This is a genomic window from Brevundimonas vesicularis NBRC 12165, from assembly GCF_001592205.1.
Lineage (GTDB): Bacteria > Pseudomonadota > Alphaproteobacteria > Caulobacterales > Caulobacteraceae > Brevundimonas > Brevundimonas vesicularis.
In genome coordinates, this window is record NZ_BCWM01000001.1 from 145,848 (window position 1) to 161,735 (window position 15,888).

The 15,888-nt window shown below is 66.0% G+C and carries 18 protein-coding genes; 12 read left to right on the forward strand and 6 right to left on the reverse strand.

All coding sequences use genetic code 11. The features are described from left to right. Positions 1–66: 66 nt before the first annotated feature. On the forward strand, positions 67–834 hold the full coding sequence (locus BVE01S_RS00730; RefSeq protein WP_066622984.1) for an EAL domain-containing protein: 768 nt from the start codon (positions 67–69) through the stop codon (positions 832–834). Positions 835–877: 43 nt separating this feature from the next. On the opposite strand, the gene queF is transcribed toward BVE01S_RS00730, so the two are convergent. Beyond that, on the reverse strand, positions 878–1,339 hold the full coding sequence (gene queF / locus BVE01S_RS00735) for a preQ(1) synthase (protein ID WP_055805377.1): 462 nt from the start codon (positions 1,337–1,339) through the stop codon (positions 878–880). A 473-nt stretch (positions 1,340–1,812) separates the two neighbouring features. On the opposite strand from queF, the gene BVE01S_RS00740 reads away from it, so the two are divergent. The 5 genes from BVE01S_RS00740 (at position 1,813) to BVE01S_RS00760 (ending at position 4,416) form a co-directional block, all read left to right on the forward strand. After that, positions 1,813–2,745 carry an NAD(P)H-dependent flavin oxidoreductase gene (locus BVE01S_RS00740; RefSeq protein WP_066622990.1) on the forward strand — a complete coding sequence of 311 codons (933 nt, stop codon included), beginning with the start codon at positions 1,813–1,815 and terminating at the stop codon, positions 2,743–2,745. Positions 2,746–2,783: 38 nt separating this feature from the next. Then, positions 2,784–3,500 (forward strand): TorF family putative porin, encoded by a 717-nt coding sequence (locus BVE01S_RS00745; protein WP_066622992.1) that lies wholly within the window; start codon positions 2,784–2,786, stop codon positions 3,498–3,500. Between the two features lie 176 nt (positions 3,501–3,676). Further along, positions 3,677–3,889, forward strand: a complete 213-nt coding sequence (locus tag BVE01S_RS00750) for a cold-shock protein (protein WP_008260450.1) — start codon at positions 3,677–3,679, stop codon at positions 3,887–3,889. A gap of 51 nt (positions 3,890–3,940) precedes the next feature. After that, positions 3,941–4,135, forward strand: coding sequence for a S1 domain-containing protein (locus BVE01S_RS00755; protein ID WP_055754798.1), 195 nt, complete (start codon positions 3,941–3,943; stop codon positions 4,133–4,135). 23 nt (positions 4,136–4,158) lie between these two features. Then, positions 4,159–4,416, forward strand: a complete 258-nt coding sequence (locus BVE01S_RS00760) for a hypothetical protein (RefSeq protein WP_055754797.1) — start codon at positions 4,159–4,161, stop codon at positions 4,414–4,416. A 2-nt stretch (positions 4,417–4,418) separates the two neighbouring features. Here the strand turns inward: BVE01S_RS00760 and BVE01S_RS00765 are convergent, their stop codons facing one another. After that, a complete protein-coding gene (locus BVE01S_RS00765; RefSeq protein WP_066622993.1) occupies positions 4,419–5,582 on the reverse strand; it encodes a cystathionine gamma-synthase in 1,164 nt (387 codons plus the stop codon). A gap of 4 nt (positions 5,583–5,586) precedes the next feature. Next, positions 5,587–6,987, reverse strand: a complete 1,401-nt coding sequence (locus tag BVE01S_RS00770) for a pyridoxal-phosphate dependent enzyme (RefSeq protein ID WP_066623341.1) — start codon at positions 6,985–6,987, stop codon at positions 5,587–5,589. 118 nt (positions 6,988–7,105) lie between these two features. On the opposite strand from BVE01S_RS00770, the gene rnr reads away from it, so the two are divergent. Genes rnr through BVE01S_RS00785 form a run of 3 tightly spaced genes read left to right on the forward strand, consistent with a single transcriptional unit; the run spans position 7,106 to position 10,543 of the window. Continuing rightward, positions 7,106–9,430 (forward strand): ribonuclease R, encoded by a 2,325-nt coding sequence (rnr, locus tag BVE01S_RS00775; protein ID WP_066622995.1) that lies wholly within the window; start codon positions 7,106–7,108, stop codon positions 9,428–9,430. Continuing rightward, the gene (locus tag BVE01S_RS00780) at positions 9,427–10,128 is read left to right on the forward strand and encodes an NUDIX hydrolase (protein ID WP_066622998.1); all 702 of its coding nucleotides are present in this window, start codon (positions 9,427–9,429) and stop codon (positions 10,126–10,128) included. Before rnr ends, BVE01S_RS00780 begins: the two co-directional genes overlap by 4 nt. Before the next feature lies 1 nt (position 10,129). Further along, the gene (locus BVE01S_RS00785) at positions 10,130–10,543 is read left to right on the forward strand and encodes a DUF5990 family protein (protein ID WP_066623000.1); all 414 of its coding nucleotides are present in this window, start codon (positions 10,130–10,132) and stop codon (positions 10,541–10,543) included. A gap of 2 nt (positions 10,544–10,545) precedes the next feature. Here the strand turns inward: BVE01S_RS00785 and BVE01S_RS00790 are convergent, their stop codons facing one another. After that, the gene (locus tag BVE01S_RS00790; RefSeq protein WP_066623002.1) at positions 10,546–11,112 is read right to left on the reverse strand and encodes a hypothetical protein; all 567 of its coding nucleotides are present in this window, start codon (positions 11,110–11,112) and stop codon (positions 10,546–10,548) included. A gap of 126 nt (positions 11,113–11,238) precedes the next feature. On the opposite strand from BVE01S_RS00790, the gene rpmG reads away from it, so the two are divergent. Continuing rightward, positions 11,239–11,406 (forward strand): 50S ribosomal protein L33, encoded by a 168-nt coding sequence (rpmG, locus tag BVE01S_RS00795; protein ID WP_003164451.1) that lies wholly within the window; start codon positions 11,239–11,241, stop codon positions 11,404–11,406. 74 nt (positions 11,407–11,480) lie between these two features. Here the strand turns inward: rpmG and BVE01S_RS00800 are convergent, their stop codons facing one another. Together BVE01S_RS00800 and BVE01S_RS00805 are read right to left on the reverse strand one after the other, a co-directional pair. Further along, on the reverse strand, positions 11,481–12,842 hold the full coding sequence (locus BVE01S_RS00800) for a PleD family two-component system response regulator (RefSeq protein WP_066623007.1): 1,362 nt from the start codon (positions 12,840–12,842) through the stop codon (positions 11,481–11,483). Beyond that, on the reverse strand, positions 12,839–13,204 hold the full coding sequence (locus BVE01S_RS00805; protein WP_164952723.1) for a response regulator: 366 nt from the start codon (positions 13,202–13,204) through the stop codon (positions 12,839–12,841). Before BVE01S_RS00805 ends, BVE01S_RS00800 begins: the two co-directional genes overlap by 4 nt. Positions 13,205–13,310: 106 nt before the next feature. On the opposite strand from BVE01S_RS00805, the gene BVE01S_RS00810 reads away from it, so the two are divergent. Both BVE01S_RS00810 and BVE01S_RS00815 read left to right on the forward strand, forming a co-directional pair. Next, positions 13,311–14,579 (forward strand): DNA polymerase IV, encoded by a 1,269-nt coding sequence (locus BVE01S_RS00810; protein ID WP_084375228.1) that lies wholly within the window; start codon positions 13,311–13,313, stop codon positions 14,577–14,579. An 8-nt stretch (positions 14,580–14,587) separates the two neighbouring features. Next, positions 14,588–15,883, forward strand: a complete 1,296-nt coding sequence (locus BVE01S_RS00815; protein WP_066623011.1) for a nicotinate phosphoribosyltransferase — start codon at positions 14,588–14,590, stop codon at positions 15,881–15,883. Positions 15,884–15,888: the final 5 nt, after the last annotated feature.

Below are 15,888 nucleotides of genomic sequence, written 5' to 3' on the forward strand. Positions count from 1 at the left end.
ATTTCCTGTTCGACATCAGTCTTTAACGCCTGCCGCCTTAGACTTGCCGGCCAGTAGGAGAAGCTTATGTCTTGCGCAGGCTGTAAGGATGGGGCGGGGTTTGACCTGCCGATCACCATGGCGTTCCAGCCGATCGTCGATGTGACGACCCAGACGGTCTTCGCCTACGAGGCCCTGGTGCGGGGCAAGGACGGCCGGGGCGCGGGTCAGGTTCTGTCGCATATCTCCCACGACAACCGCTATGCCTTCGATCAGCTGTGCCGCACGACCGCCATCGATCTCGCCGCCGGTCTGGATATGACGGCGGGCGGCGCCAGCCTGTCGATCAACTTCCTGCCCAACGCCGTCTATGAGCCGCGCGCCTGCATCCGCGCCACCCTGGCGGCGGCGATGCGCACCAACTTCCCGGTGGATCGGATCATCTTCGAGTTCACCGAGAGCGAGGTGATGGACACCGACCACATCCTGAACATCCTGCGATCCTATCGCGCCATGGGCTTCAAGACCGCCATCGACGACTTCGGTGCCTGCTATGCGGGTCTAGGCCTGCTCAGCCTGTTCCAGCCCGACATCGTCAAGCTGGACATGGCCCTGGTGCGCGACATCGACACCAACACGGTCAAGCGCACCATCGTGCGCAACACGCTGAACATGCTGTGGGACCTGGGCATCCAGCCCGTCTGCGAAGGCATCGAGACCCTGGCCGAACATGATGTCCTGCGCGATCTCGGCGTCGATCTGATGCAGGGCTATCTGCTGGCGAAGCCGGCGCTGGAAGCCTTGTCTCCTGTCGCCTGGCCTGACCAGGCTGCGCCTGTGGCCCTAAGCGCCTGATCGCCACGCGCCCGCCGCTGAACGGCGGCCGCGCGACCTCTGACTATCCCCGCCCGCGATAGGTCGGCACGCCCTGGTCCGGCAGCCACAGCCCCTCGGGCGGCGCACCGGTCTGCCAGAAGACGTCGATCGGGATGCCGCCGCGCGGATACCAGTATCCGCCGATCCTCAGCCACTTGGGTTCCAGCAAGTCCGCCAGCTTACGGCCGATGGCGACGGTGCAGTCCTCGTGGAAGGCGCCGTGATTGCGGAAGCTGGTCAGATACAGCTTCAGGCTCTTGGATTCGACCAGCCAGTCGCCCGGCGCATAGTCGATGACGATGTGGGCGAAATCCGGCTGGCCCGTCACCGGGCACAGGCTGGTGAACTCCGGCGCCGTGAACCGGGCCAGATATAGCGTGTCCGCATGCGGGTTCGGCACCCGCTCCAGCACCGCCGTCTCGGGACTGGTCGGAGCGGCGGTTTGGGCGCCGAGCTGGCTGAGGTTGTCGGTGTAGTGGGTCATGCCGGGCATTTAGGCGCTTGCCGCTCAGATGAAAATCCTCCCCCGCTGCACTTCCCTCTCCCATTGGGAGAGGGCTTGAGCGCACGGCGGCGTCAGCCGGCGTCATTGCGCGAAAGGGTGAGGGTCGGATGGCGCGATCTGGCCAACCGACCGACCCTCATCCGGCCCTCCGGGCCACCTTCTCCCAACGGGAGAAGGAAGGCGATCAGCCAGCCGTCCTAATCCCGGACGGCTTCTCTCGCCCTTTCAACGCCTTCGCCGCGACCAGCGTCAATCGACCGACCCTACGCCCGAACCGCCGTATGATGGCCGGTTTTCACCCGACGCCGGCCACCGCCCTATTTCACCCCGCCCCCGACCCGAGATTAGACGAATTAGACTCATTTTTTCGCGCCACCGTCTGAAATCCCCGCGATTGCCTTCCCCGGCGACAGCCCGCTAAGCGTAGCGAAAGACAACCAAAGGAGACGCCCGTGGCCATTCCCGCTTCGCTGCAAAAAGGTCTGATCCTGCCGATCATTTCGGCGCCGATGTTCCTGGTGTCCGGACCGGATCTGGTGGTCGAGGCCTGCAATGCGGGCGTGATCGGCACCTTCCCGTCGCTGAACCAGCGCACGACCGAGGGCTATCGCGACTGGATTCATGAAATCAAAGGCCGGCTGAAGCCCGAGGCCGCGGCTTTCGGTGTCAACCACATCGTCCACCCGACCAACCCCCGGCTGATGGCCGACATGATGGTGTCGGTCGAGGAGAAGGTGCCGCTGATCATCACCTCCTTGGGCGCCGTGCGCGACGTGGTCGACGCGGTCCATGGCTACGGCGGTCAGGTCTTCCATGACATCGCCAACATTCGCCATGCGCGAAAGGCGGCCGAGGCGGGCGTCGATGGTCTGATCCTGGTTGCCAACGGCGCGGGCGGCCATGCGGGCATCATCAACCCCTTCGCCCTGGTCAATGAGGTTCGCAACTTCTTCAAGGGGACCATCATCCTGTCGGGCGCGCTTTCGACGGGTCAGGACGTGGCGGCCGCCCTGATGCTGGGCGCGGACTTCGCCTATATGGGCACGCGCTTCATCAACACGACCGAGGCCATGGCCGCCGACGCCTACAAGCAGATGGTCATCGACAGCGGCGCGACCGACATCGTCCACACGCCCGCCGTGTCCGGCATCCCCGCCAACTTCATGAGCAAGTCGCTGATCGAAAACGGCATCGATCCGAAGACCTTGCCAGAGCACAAGCTGGACATGGGCGACGAGGCCAAGGCCTGGAAGACCGTCTGGTCCGCCGGCCAGGGCGCGGGCGCCATCCACGACGTCCTGCCGACCGCCGAACTGGTCGCGCGCCTGCGACAAGAGTTCGCTCAGGCCACGGAGGAATTCGCCATCAAGGCCGGAGCACGCTAAAGGCGGCGCAAATCCGCTTCTCTCGCGCTGGAGCCCCCATGATCCGCACGACCATCCTCGCCGCCCTCTCCGTCTCCGCGCTCGCCGTTGCGCTGCCGGCCGCCGCCCAGTCAGCGCCTGGATCCGCCCCGACGTCCGCGCGCGACGCCTGGTCCTTCGAACTGGGCGCGGGCACGGACAACCGCTCCAAGGACGCGTCCAAGTCCGGCAACGACGGCTACGCCTTCGGCTCGGCGACCTGGGAAAGCGCGGACGGCCTGTTCTACGTCGGCCCCGGCTTCCAGACGATCCAGGCCGGCGGCTCCAACGTCGAGGCCGAGTTCGTGGTCGGCTATCAGCCAGAGGCCTTCGGCTATCGGTTCGACTTCAATGTCGCCTACAAGAACCGCCTCGACGCCGAAGCCGGCTATGATCAGGACGCCTGGGAGATCACCGGCAACGCCAGCCGCTCGATCGGCCCGGCCAGCGCGCGACTGCAGGTCCAGTATTCGCCCGACGCCGCCGGCTCGACCGACAGCTTCACCTGGGTCGAGGGCCGCCTGGGCTGGGACTTCACGCCCCAGCTGACCGGCACAGTCGCCGTCGGTCGTCGCGAGCAGAACGGCGCGCCCGATTACACCGGCTGGAACGCCGGCGTGACCTACGCCCTCACCGACGCCTTAGAGCTGGACCTTCGCTACTACGACACGGACGCCCACACCTTCGGCGAACAATATGAGGACGCCCTGGTCGCCGAGGTCGCCTACGCCTTCTGATCGCCAGCCCCTTGCGTAACGGTTGTCGGGCGCCCATCTAGGTTTGGTCGATCTCTCTGCGTAACGCCGCTGCTCCCTTTGCATCACGCACCGAGGTCCAAAAGCCGATCCCATTCAGACCCGACAGGCCGACCAGGGATCCCTCCCTGCGGTCAACGCCAGACGGAGGTCTCCAAATGGCTACCGGCACTGTAAAATGGTACAACCCCACCAAAGGCTACGGCTTCATCGCGCCTGATGACGGCGGCAAGGACGTCTTCGTCCACGCCTCGGCCGTCGAAACCTCGAGCGTCGGCTCGCTGAACGAAGGCCAGAAGATTTCTTACGAAATCGAGCGCGATTCGCGCTCCGGCAAAGAGTCCGCCGGTCGCCTTACGGCGGCGGAGTAGGACACGCTCCAAGCGTCCAACACGAATGAGCCGGCCCCAACCAGGGCCGACGTGATCGCCTTCGACGGCGAGGTCATCAAACTGATGCCGCTCGGCGGCCGTCGTGTTCGCCTGGACAACGGCCACCTGATCACGGTCCTGCCCTCGCTGGGCGCCCAGACGGGCGTCTCGCTGCTGGGCGACCGCGTGACGGTGGAAATCGCCTTCAATCAGCTGAAGGGCTGGCGCCTGTCGCGCCAGCCCTGAGGCTTCTGCATACGGATGCCGACATGACCCCGCTCGCCGACATGATCCCCGCGATGACCGACGCCGACCTGACGACGCTGCGCGCCAACGCCGCCCGCCTGGTCGAACACGGCGCCTCGACCCAGGTCATGGCCGCCAGCGACATCATCCCGGTCATCGACACCGAAATGGCTCGCCGCGCGGCCCTGCCCAAGCCCGCAAAGGCCCCGGTCAAGCGCGCCGCCCCCAAGAAGAAGCTGCCACCTGTCACCGGACACCAGACAGCCCTTCCCTCCAGCTGAGATCAGCCCAGGGCCTGATCCAGATCGGCGATCAGGTCCTCGACATTCTCGACCCCGACCGACAGCCGGATCAGGTTGTCGGTCACGCCGCCCGCCTCGCGCACCTCCTTGGGCACGCTGGCGTGGGTCATGATGGCCGGGTGGTTCACTAGACTTTCGACCCCGCCTAGCGACTCGGCCAGGGTGAAGACCTGAACCCGCTCCAGCACCCGCTTGGTGCGCTCCAGATCGCCGTCCAGTATCACCGTCACCATGCCGCCAAAACCGCCGCTCATCTGGCGCGCGGCCAGCTCATGCTGCGGGTGGGCGATCAGGCCGGGATAGATGACCTTGGCGATCCCCGCGCGCGCCTCGAGCCAGCGCGCAATGGTCAGCGCGTTCTCGCAGTGCGCCTTCATCCGCAGCGCCAGCGTCTTCAGCCCCCGGTTGGCCAGGAAGGCGTCGAACGGCCCCATGATGCCGCCGACCGAGTTCTGCAGGAACTTGATCCGCGTCGCCAACTCGGCGTCGGCCGTCACCAGCACGCCGCCGATGATGTCCGAATGGCCGTTCAGGTATTTGGTCGCCGAGTGCATCACCACGTCCGCCCCCAGGCTCAGCGGCTGCTGGCAGAAGGGGGTGGCGAAGGTGTTGTCCACGACCAGCAGCAGACCGTTCGCCTTGGCCACCTTCGACAGGGCGGCGATATCGGCCAGCTTCATCAGGGGATTGGTGGGCGTCTCGACCCACAGCATCTTGGTCTTGGGCGTGATCGCCGCCTCGACCGCCGCGATGTCGCTCAGGTCCACATAGGCGAAGTCCAGCCCCATGGTTCGCCGACGCACCCGCTCGAACAGCCTCCACGAGCCGCCATACAGGTCGTCGCCCGTGACGATGTGATCGCCCGCATCCAGCAACTCCAGCGCCGTCGAGGTCGCAGCCATGCCCGAGCCGAAGCCGAACCCGTGCGTGCCGCCCTCGAGGTCCGCGATACAGGCCTCGAACGCCTCGCGCGTCGGGTTCTTGCCCCGCGCATACTCATAACCCTTGTTCACGCCCGGGCTTTCCTGGGCGTATGTCGAGGTGGCGTAGATCGGCGTCATCACCGCGCCCGTCGTCGGGTCAGGATGTTGGCCCGCATGGATGGCGCGGGTCGAAAAGCCCTGGCTGTTCTTCTTGTCGCTCATGGACTTACCGGTTCAGGCTGAGGTGGTTGATCAGGTCGGTGCGGGTGATCAGGCCGACGAACCGCTCTCCGTCCAACACGATGGCCACCCGGTCGCGGTCGAAGACAGGGATCAGAGCGTCCAGAGGCTCATTAACCTGAAGCGTGTCCAGATCGCGGGTCATGGCCGAGGCCACCGGCTTGGCGAACCGCTCCTTCCGCGTGATCTCGTCAGTGTTCATGATGCGGATCAGGTCGCTTTCGTCCAAGATCCCGACCAGCCGGCCGTCTTCGATGATCGGCAGTTGCGATACGTCGGCGCCCTTCATCCGCTTGAAGGCGGTGTCCAGGGTATCGCCCGGCCCGGCGACGACGACATCGCCCTTCTCGTATTTGCGGTTGATCAGGTCCGACAGGTCGCCGTGCAGCTCGCGCTCGCCCAGGCCCTGATCGGCCAGCCAGGCGTCGTTATAGACCTTCGACAGATACTTGGCCCCGGTGTCGCAGACGAAGGTGACGCAGGTCTTGGCCTCGGTCTGTTCGCGGCACCAGCGCAGGGCCGAGGCGATCAGGGTGCCCGAGGACGATCCAGCCAGAATACCTTCCTTCAGCAACAGTTCGCGCGCCGTGGCGATCGCCTCGGCGTCGGGGATCGAATAGGCCTTGTCGATCAGGCTCATGTCCGCCGTGTCGGGCACGAAGTTCTGACCGATTCCCTCGACGGAGTAGCTGCCTTCCGGCCCCGGCACGCCGTCGTTGACGATGCCGGCGAGGGTCGAGCCGACCGGATCGGCCAAGATGATCTGGGCCTTCGAGCCAACGCTCTTCAGAAACTGCGCCACGCCCGTGATGGTGCCTCCCGAGCCGATGCCGGCGACGAAGGCGTCGATGTCGCCGCCCGTCTGCTCCCAGATTTCGGGACCTGTCGTCTTCACATGGGCCTCGGCGTTGGCGGCGTTGGCGAACTGATTGACGTAGAAGCCGCCGGGAATGCCCTGGGCCAGACGCTCGGCCATGTCTGTGTAATATTCCGGATGGCCATGCGGGACGTCCGAACGCGTCAGACGAACATCGGCGCCCATCGCCCTGAGATGCTGGATCTTTTCCTTGGACATCTTGTCCGGGATGACCAGAAGCACCTTATATCCCCTGGCCCGACCGACCAGCGTCAGCGCCAGGCCGGTATTGCCCGCCGTCGCCTCCACGATGGTGCCGCCCTCTTTCAGGAAGCCTTCGCGCTCGGCGGCGTCTAGCATCGAGATGGCGATCCGGTCCTTAATCGAACCGCCGGGGTTCTGGGACTCTAGCTTCAGCAGCAGGCGGCACGGGCCGGTGTCGATCTTCGTCACCTCCACCATCGGCGTCTTGCCGATCAGATCCAGCGGCGACGAGACGGTCGCGCTCAGGGCGGGGGCGGTCAGGGACATCGAAAACTCCATTCGGGGCGGGCGGAAGCTGAAGCCCCGCCGTCACGTGGTCAACTCACGCAAGATTTGACCCCTCAAGATTTACTCAAGGGCGCGGTTCCGCGCTACGAAAGACATAATGACCAAATCATCCAATAGGCCGCCCGCCGGTCTGCCCGACAAAGACACCCTCGTCGCCTTTCTGCGCGAGGCCGGATCGGCCGAGAAGACCGACATCGCGCGCCATTTCGGGCTGAAAGGCGGTGACCGCCGGGCCCTGCGCGAAATGATCCGCGAGCTGGAAGCCGAAGGGCGACTGGGCAAACGCGGTCGCAAGAGCTTTTCCGAAGCCGGCGCCCTGCCCCCCGTCGGCGTCGCCGATGTGATCGAACGCGACGGGGACGGCGAACTGTATGTGCGCCTTGTCGAGGCCAGTCCGGACGCCCCGCGCGCCATTCTGATGCCCGACAAGTCCAAGGCCGCCCCTGGCCTGGGCGACCGCGTGCTGGTGAAGTTCCAGCGCGGCGCGGAGGGTTGGGAAGCCCGGCTGATCAAGAAGCTGGACGTGGGCTCCAACCGCGTTCTTGGCGTGATCCGCAAGTCGGCGCGCGAAACACGCGTCGAGCCGGTCGACCGCCGCTCCAAGGACGTCCTGCTGGTGCCCCAGGCCCAGTCCGGCGACCTGCGTGACGGCGACCTGGTCCTGGCCGCGATTGAAAAGGGCGACCAACGCTACGGCCCCAAGCGCGGCAAAATCCTGGAGCACATCGGCAAGGAAGACGACCCCCGCGCCGCCTCCCTGATCGCTATCCATGCCCACGGCGTCCCGACCGGCTTCTCCGAAGCGGTCGAACGCGAGGCCGAGGATCAGGCCCTGCCGACGCTGAAGGGGCGCGAAGACCTGCGCGAGGTCCCCTTCATCACCATCGACCCCGCCGATGCGCGCGACCACGACGACGCCGTCTATGCGGCGCGCGACGAGGATCCGAAGAATGAAGGCGGCTGGATCGTCTGGGTCGCCATCGCCGACGTCGCCGCCTACGTCCGCCCCGGCAGCCAGCTGGACCGCGAGGCGCGCGACAAGGGCAACTCGACCTATTTCCCCGACCGCGTCGAGCCGATGCTGCCGGAGGTGCTGTCGAACGGCCTATGCAGCCTGAAGGAGGGCGAGAACCGCGCCTGTCTCGCTGTGCGCATGGTCTTCAATAAGGACGGCCGAAAGACCGGCCACCGGTTCGTGCGCGGCCTGATGCGGTCGCACGCCAAGCTCAGCTACGAGCAGGCGCAGGCCGCCATTGATGGGCAAACTGACGACACGACCGGCCCGATCATGGAGGCGATCCTCTATCCGCTGTGGAACGCCTATCACGCCATGCTAAAGGGCCGGCTGAAGCGCAGCCCGCTGCAGATCGAATCGGCCGAACGCCGCATCCGCATGGCGCCCGCCAATGAACAAGGAGGGGGCGGCATCGCCTCCATCGAAAAGCGCGCTTCGCTGGAGGCGCACCGGCTGATCGAAGAGATGATGATCCAGGCCAACGTCTGCGCCGCCGAAACGCTGGAGCAGAAGAAGACGCCGCTGATCTACCGCGTCCACGATACGCCCAGCCAGGAGAAGATCTTCAACCTGGCTGACTTCCTGTCGACCATCGGCAAGCCCTGGAACAAGGGCGAGCCCGGCACGACCAAGCGGTTCAACAAGCTGCTGGACGAAACGCGCGACACCGAACACGCCGATGTCGTCAACGAGGTGGTCCTGCGCAGCCAGATGCAGGCGATCTACTCTCCTGAGAACATCGGCCACTTCGGCCTGAACCTGGATCGCTACGCCCACTTCACCTCGCCGATCCGGCGTTATTCCGACCTGATCGTCCACCGCGGCCTGATCCGGGCGCTGGGCTTGGGTAAGGACGGACTGACCGACCGCGAGATCGCCGAACTGCCGGCCATCGCCGAGGGCGTGACCATGACCGAGCGCCGGTCGATGGCCGCCGAGCGCGACGCCATGGATCGCTACATCGCCGCCTATCTGGAAGAGCACGTCGGCGCGACCTTCGCCGGGCGGATCACAGGCGTGACGCGGTTCGGCCTGTTCATTCGTCTGGAGGACACGGGCGCGGACGGCCTGGTGCCAGTCTCCACGCTCGGCAGCGAATACTTCACCCATGACGACCGCGCCCACGCCCTGGTCGGCGAACGCACCGGCAAACGCTTCACCCTGGGCCGCATGGTCGAGGTCAAGCTGCGCGAAGCCACGCCCGTTACCGGCGGCCTGGTGTTCGAAATGCTCAGCGAGCCCGAACCCCGCGATCCCAACGCCCCCGCGCCCCGGTATGGCATTCGCGGACGCGGCGGCGACGGCCCGCCGATGCGCGGCAAGAACCGCCCCGGCGGCCCCAAGCCCCGCAACGGCTCCAAACCCTCCGGCGGCCTGAGGGGTGTAAGGAAGGGCAAGCGCAAGTGACCCCCTTCGACGCCGCTCAGGATCTGGCCGACGCGCCGCGTGTCGGCGGGGCTCAGCGGCTGAAGGATGCGGCGACGCTGATCCTGACGCGCGGCGGCGATCGGCCCGAGGTGCTGATGGGGCGTCGCGCGCCGGGCCATGTGTTCATGGCGTCGAAGTGGGTGTTTCCGGGTGGGCGGATCGATCGCAGCGACTTCACCGCCGCTTCGACGGGTAAGTTGTCGGGCGAGGTTGCGCGGCGACTGGAAGGCGAACTGCCCGCTCGCCGTGCGCGCGCCCTGGCCCTGACGGCGGTGCGCGAGACGTTCGAGGAGACAGGGCTCATTCTAGGGCGGCCGGCGCCCCCCGCCTCCGTCGCCGGTCCGTGGCGTGAGTATCGCCAAGCGGGCGCCCTGCCCGATCTGTCGGTCCTGTCCTATATAGCGCGCGCCATTACGCCTCCCGGCCGGACCCGGCGGTTCGACGCCCGGTTCTTCATGGCCCCGGCCGAGGCCCTGCTGAGCCCGGAGCCGACCGCAGGGTCGGGTGAACTGGACGAGATCGCCTGGCTGCCGTTGGAAGAGGCGCGCGCGCTGGACCTGCCCGCCATCACCCGGTTTGTGCTGGGTGAACTGGCCGAGCGTTTGGAACACCCGAACCGCCCCCTGCCCTTCGTGCGGATGGTGCGGGGTCGGCACACGGTCGAACACAGGGACTGACATGGCCGGAACGGGGATCACCCTGCGCCTGACGATCGCCAATCCGGTCGCGGGCGTCGCCTACAGCCTGCAGGACAAGGCGAACATGCCGGTCGAGCCGCGCATCGCCGCCGACGGCCCGATCAGCTTCGACGCGCCCGTCACCCTGTCCGAGGATGGCCGCCTGACCGGCCCCTTCGTACGGCGCGAGGGCGCAACGCGGCGGTTCGTCTATATCGCGATCGGCACGTCGGCAGGCCAGCACGCCAGCGAATGGAGCCGACGCGCCAAGATCGACGTCCACGACATTCCGCCCGATCTGCTGGCCCAGGCGCGCCAAGGCGAGGTGCTGGAAGTCGTCCTGCCCGGGCGCGCCAAGGACGGCGGCCCCGCCTGCGCCACAGTGCGGCCGATCCAGGCCTGGCGCGCCATCTGACCCTAGTCGGCCATCGGCTTGGTCAGGTCGAACTCGACGCGGAAATGCCGGTTGGGACGACGCAGTTCGTAGGCGAACACTCGGTCGGGATGAACCTCCATCGCCCAAACATTGGTGGTCGAGACGGCCGCGTCGTTTTCATTGAACAGGGCGATCGATTCGGCGTCGACAGGGAATTCCTGACGCTCGGCCGTGCCGGCTTTGACCGTGTCGCCGCCATACCAGTGCAGCACGTCGGTCGTGCCGTCCGCGTGTCGATGATCGTGCTTCAGCCGAAGGCCCGTGTCGGTCTTGGTCACGACCCAGGTGCGCGAACGATCCGACCCCACGGCGAAGGGAATACGCACCTCATCCGGCGAACAGTCGCGGACCTGCATGACCAGCCGCTCGCTGGCGAACTTGGCGTCGGCGGCGTCGGTGGTGACGACCCGGCCTTCGAATCGTTGGCCGCACAGGGCGTTCAACCGCGCCAGGAAATCGTCCTGGGACTGAGCCGGATCGGCCGTAGCGACGCCGACGCACGACAAGGACATCAGGGCCGCAGCGGCCAGCACGGATGCGATTTTCATGCGGTTAGACTATATGTGCGTTCCGCCTCATCAACGTGGCATCGCGCCCGTTGACTTTGGGGCGATCCTGAGTATGTTCCGCGCCTCTTATTTTAAGCGGCTTTCGCCGTCGCAGAGGTAATTCCGATGGCCAAACCGGCTTCCATCAAGATCCGCCTGAACTCCACGGCCGACACCGGCTTCTTCTATGTCACCAAGAAGAACGCCCGCACCATGACCGAGAAAATGGTCGTCAAGAAGTACGACCCCGTCGTGCGCAAGCACGTCGAGTTCAAGGAAGGCAAGATCAAGTAAGTCCTTGATCCGCTGAGAATTGAAAACGCCCGGCTGGTCTCCAGCCGGGCGTTTTTCGTTGTCTCGAGGTGGGCTCACGCCGCCTTGGCGATGACCCGGTTGCGGCCCGCGGCCTTGGCCTCATAGACCCCCTCGTCGGCGCGCTTCAGCAGGCCTTCGGGCGTATCGCCGTCGCCGGTCGTCGCGGCCACGCCGATCGAGATGGTGATGGTGATCTGCTCCTTGCCGCCCATGACGCGGAACGGCGCGGAGGCGACGTCGCGGCGAATCCGTTCGGCGACGCGGCCGGCGTCTTCCAGACTGGCGCCCGGCATGACCACCACGAACTCCTCGCCGCCCATGCGGCACGGCAGGTCCACGGCCCGGACATTGGTGGCCAGGCGCACGGCGAACTCCACCAGCACCTCGTCGCCGGCGTCGTGGCCGAAGCTGTCGTTGACCGACTTGAAGTGGTCGATGTCCAGAACCAGCACGGCCACCTGAGCGCCGCCCTGGGCCGCACGACCCACGAGCGCCTGTAGCTGGCCAGTCATGTAGCGCCGGTTATGCAGGCCGGTCAGGGCGTCGGTGACGGCCATTTCCATGCTGCTGTCCAGCTTCTGGCGCAGGAAATCGGTGTAGCGTTTGCGCCGGATCTGGGTGCGAACCCGCGCCGACAGTTCTTCGGTATCAACGGGGCGCGGTAGGATGTCGGCGGCGCCCAGTTCCAGCGCCTTGATCATGCGTGGCCGTTCGGTCGGCTCCACGATCGCCAGGATCGGCGCGCGGCGGGCATCGCCCGACTTGGCCTGGGCGACGATCCGAAGGCCGTCGAAGCTGGCGGCGGCGACGTTGACGATGATCAAATCCAGCGCGCCCTTGGCCGCGACCAGCGCCGCCTCGGGATCGGTTTCGATGGCGACGCGATGTTCGCCGCCGAGTTCCTGGGCGATCTTCTCGGCCTGACGCTGGTCGTCGTCGACGATCAGAACGCGCCCGCCCTCGCTACGCAGCCGCGCGGCATTGTCCGAATCGACGCCCAAGCGACGGCCGCTTTCCTCTCGCTCGCGCAGTTCGTCCATGACGTGCTTCAGCCGCGTCAGCGACTTGACCCGCGCGAACAGGATGACGTCGTCGATGGGCTTGGTCAGGAAATCGTCGGCGCCAGCCTCAAGCCCCTTGATCCGATCCTCGCGCCCGTCCAGCGCCGTGACCAGTACAACGGGGATATGGCGCGTCTCGGCTTGGGCCTTCAGCCGTCGGCACGTCTCGAACCCGTCCATGCCAGGCATCATGACGTCAAGCAGGATCAGGTCCGGCTGGTGCTCGGCGGCGATGGTCAGGGCCGACAGGCCGTCGTTGCAGGTCAGCACATCGTAATATTCGATGGTCAGCTTGGCTTCGAGCAGGCGGACGTTCACGTCCACATCGTCGACGACGAGGATACGGGCGCTCATCCGAGGTGCTGCCGGATGGTTTCGAGGAAATGCATGACCGAGATCGGCTTGGAGATATAGGCCTCGCAGCCGCCCTGACGGATCCGCTCCTCATCGCCCTTCATGGCGAAGGCGGTGACGGCGATGACGGGGATGTGGTTCAGCTCCTCGTCGTCCTTCAGCCATTTGGTGACCTCCAGGCCCGAGATTTCGGGCAACTGGATATCCATCAGGATCAGGTCAGGATGATGGGCGCGCGCCAAGGCGAGCGCCTGCAAGCCCTCGCGGGTCTGCAGGGTCTCATAGCCCTGGGAATCGAGCAGATCATGAAAAAGCTTCATGTTCAGCTCGTTATCCTCGACGATGAGGACTTTCTTGGACATCATCACCTGACCTGCGCGCCCCTCGAACGCTGGACGCCTCGTTGGTCGCATTCGTAGGCGCCCAGTCTTAAGTTGGGGTGAAGCCAACCTTACGGAGACCTTAAGCGTGGCCATCAAGGCCATCTGTCGCGACTGCCTGTGGACCGGCGAAGATCCCGCCGGGCCGCGCGAGAACCGCTGTCCGGCGTGCGGATCTCGGCGCGTGGTCGCAGACGCCGAACTGGACCAGTTGTCGATCGCCCACATGGACTGCGACGCCTTCTACGCCTCGGTGGAGAAGCGCGACCGGCCAGAGTTGCGCGACAAGCCGGTGATCGTCGGCGGCGGAAAGCGCGGCGTGGTCTCCACCGCCTGCTATGTCGCGCGTCAGTATGGCGTCGGCTCCGCCATGCCCATGTTCAAGGCGCTGAAGGCCTGTCCCGAGGCCGTTGTGATCAGGCCGGACTTCACCAAATACGTCTTCGAATCGCAGCGCATTCTGGGGGCGTTGGGACAGATGACGCCCTTGATCCAGCCCTTGTCGCTGGATGAGGCCTGGGTCGATCTGTCGGGCACAGAGCGACTGAACGGCGGCCCGCCGGCGCTGCAGCTGATCCGGTTCCAGAAACAGATCGAGGACGAGACCGGCCTGACCGTCTCCATCGGCCTGGCCCCCAACCGCTTCCTGGCCAAGATGGCGTCGGAGATGGACAAGCCGCGCGGCTTCTCCGTCGTCGGCGCCGCCAACGCCCAGGCCCTGCTCGCGCCGCGACCCGTCACCGCCCTGCCCGGCGTCGGGCCTGTATTCGGCAAGGCATTGCGCAGCGACGGCTATTCGACCATCGGCGATCTGGCGCGGGCCGACGTGCGCGACCTGGTCAAACGCTACGGCGAATCCGGTCTGCGCCTGCACGATTTGGCCCACGCCCGCGACGCGCGCGCCGTGAACCCCGAGCGCGATCGCAAAGGGATGAGCGCCGAAACCACCTTCAACGAAGACCTGACGTCGGCCGAAGCGCTGGAGGCCGAGCTATGGCCCCTGTGCGAGAAGCTGGCGTCCAAAGCCCGGCGCGACGGGGTCGCCAGCCGGGTGCTGGTGCTCAAGCTGCGCCGCACCGACTTCAAGATCGTGACCCGACGCGTCACCCTTCCCGATCCGGTGCAGACGGCGCGCGCCCTGTTCTCTGCGGGGCGCGATCTGCTGAAGCCGGAGCTGGGCCGCCCCTATCGCCTGATCGGCATCGGCATGGCGGACGTGCAGGACGCGGAGGACGCGCCCGCCGGCCTGTTCCAAACCAGTGAGACGCGCGCCTTGAAGACAGAGCGCGCCATCGACGTGCTGCGCGAAAAGTTCGGCAAGGACGCAGTGGTGGCGGGCCGTGCGCTGAAGCCGTAGGACAGGGCATGGATCTCGCCAAACGCGCCTATGACCATGGCTTTCGCCTGGACCCGATCGTCCGCAGTCTGCTGGACACGGACTTCTACAAGCTGCTGATGCTGCAGATGATCTGGCGCGAGCATCGCGACGTTCCGGTCGTCTTCCAGGTCATCAACCGCACCAAGGCTGTGCGTCTGGCCGACGAGATCGATATCGACGCGCTGCGCGAACAGCTGGATCATGCCCGATCCCTCAGCTTCACCAACAAGGAACTGGTCTGGCTGGCGGGCAACAGCTTCTATGGCGTGAAGCAGATATTCTCGCCCGACTTCATCGCCTGGCTGACCGATTATCGCCTGCCAGACTACGACCTGTCGGTTCAGGACGGGCAGTATGTGCTGACCTTCTCCGGCGCCTGGGCCGAGGTGACGCTGTGGGAGATCCCGGCGCTGGCGATCCTGAACGAGCTGCGCTGCCGCGTCGGAATGCGACGGCTGGGCCGGTTCGAACTGGACATCCTGTATTCGCGCGCCAAGACGCGGCTGTGGTCCAAGATCGAGCGGCTTCGCGCTCTGCCCGACCTCGCCCTGTCCGACTTCGGCACGCGGCGGCGGCACGGCTTCCTGTGGCAACGCTGGTGCATTCAGGCGTTGAAGGAGGGGCTGGGCAAATCCTTCATCGGCACGTCCAACGTCCTGCACGCCATGGAGAACGACCTGGAAGCCATCGGCACCAACGGCCACGAACTGCCGATGGTTCTGGCGGCCCTGGCGCCCGACGACGCAGCGCTGGCCCAGGTGCCGTATGCGGTGCTGGACGAATGGCGCAGGCACTATGCGGGCAATCTGCTGATCGTGTTGCCCGACGCCTTCGGCACCGAGGCGTTTCTGGAGCAGGCGCCGGACTGGGTCGCGGACTGGACCGGTTTCCGGCCGGACTCGGCCCCGCCCATACCGGCCGGCGACCGCCTGATCGACTGGTGGCGCGCGCATGGGCGAGACCCAAGGGAGAAGCTGCTGATCTTCTCGGACGGGATGGACATCGACGGGATCGAGGCGACCCACGCCCATTTCCACGGCCGCGCTCGGCTCAGCTTCGGCTGGGGCACCAATCTGACCAATGATCTCCGCGATTGTTCGCCCGCCTATGCGCCGGAGCTGGAGCCGATCTCCCTGGTCTGCAAGGTGGTCGAGGCCGGCGGTCGCCCCGCCATCAAACTGTCAGACAATCCCGCGAAAGCGGTCGGAGATCCCGTCGAGATCGAACGCTATCGCCGTGTCTTCGGCGTGCGCGGTCTGACCGCCCAACCCGTCACGGTCTGAAACCC

Bases quoted from the DNA above. Each gene is read 5' to 3' on its own strand.
- BVE01S_RS00730 (WP_066622984.1), top strand. From the start codon at position 67: ATGTCTTGCGCAGGCTGTAAGGATGGGGCGGGGTTTGACCTGCCGATC.
- queF (WP_055805377.1), bottom strand. From the start codon at position 1,339: ATGACCCACTACACCGACAACCTCAGCCAGCTCGGCGCCCAAACCGCC.
- BVE01S_RS00745 (WP_066622992.1), top strand. From the start codon at position 2,784: ATGATCCGCACGACCATCCTCGCCGCCCTCTCCGTCTCCGCGCTCGCC.
- BVE01S_RS00750 (WP_008260450.1), top strand. From the start codon at position 3,677: ATGGCTACCGGCACTGTAAAATGGTACAACCCCACCAAAGGCTACGGC.
- BVE01S_RS00760 (WP_055754797.1), top strand. From the start codon at position 4,159: ATGACCCCGCTCGCCGACATGATCCCCGCGATGACCGACGCCGACCTG.
- BVE01S_RS00765 (WP_066622993.1), bottom strand. From the start codon at position 5,582: ATGAGCGACAAGAAGAACAGCCAGGGCTTTTCGACCCGCGCCATCCAT.
- BVE01S_RS00770 (WP_066623341.1), bottom strand. From the start codon at position 6,987: ATGTCCCTGACCGCCCCCGCCCTGAGCGCGACCGTCTCGTCGCCGCTG.
- rnr (WP_066622995.1), top strand. From the start codon at position 7,106: ATGACCAAATCATCCAATAGGCCGCCCGCCGGTCTGCCCGACAAAGAC.
- BVE01S_RS00785 (WP_066623000.1), top strand. From the start codon at position 10,130: ATGGCCGGAACGGGGATCACCCTGCGCCTGACGATCGCCAATCCGGTC.
- BVE01S_RS00790 (WP_066623002.1), bottom strand. From the start codon at position 11,112: ATGAAAATCGCATCCGTGCTGGCCGCTGCGGCCCTGATGTCCTTGTCG.
- rpmG (WP_003164451.1), top strand. From the start codon at position 11,239: ATGGCCAAACCGGCTTCCATCAAGATCCGCCTGAACTCCACGGCCGAC.
- BVE01S_RS00800 (WP_066623007.1), bottom strand. From the start codon at position 12,842: ATGAGCGCCCGTATCCTCGTCGTCGACGATGTGGACGTGAACGTCCGC.
- BVE01S_RS00805 (WP_164952723.1), bottom strand. From the start codon at position 13,204: ATGTCCAAGAAAGTCCTCATCGTCGAGGATAACGAGCTGAACATGAAG.
- BVE01S_RS00815 (WP_066623011.1), top strand. From the start codon at position 14,588: ATGGATCTCGCCAAACGCGCCTATGACCATGGCTTTCGCCTGGACCCG.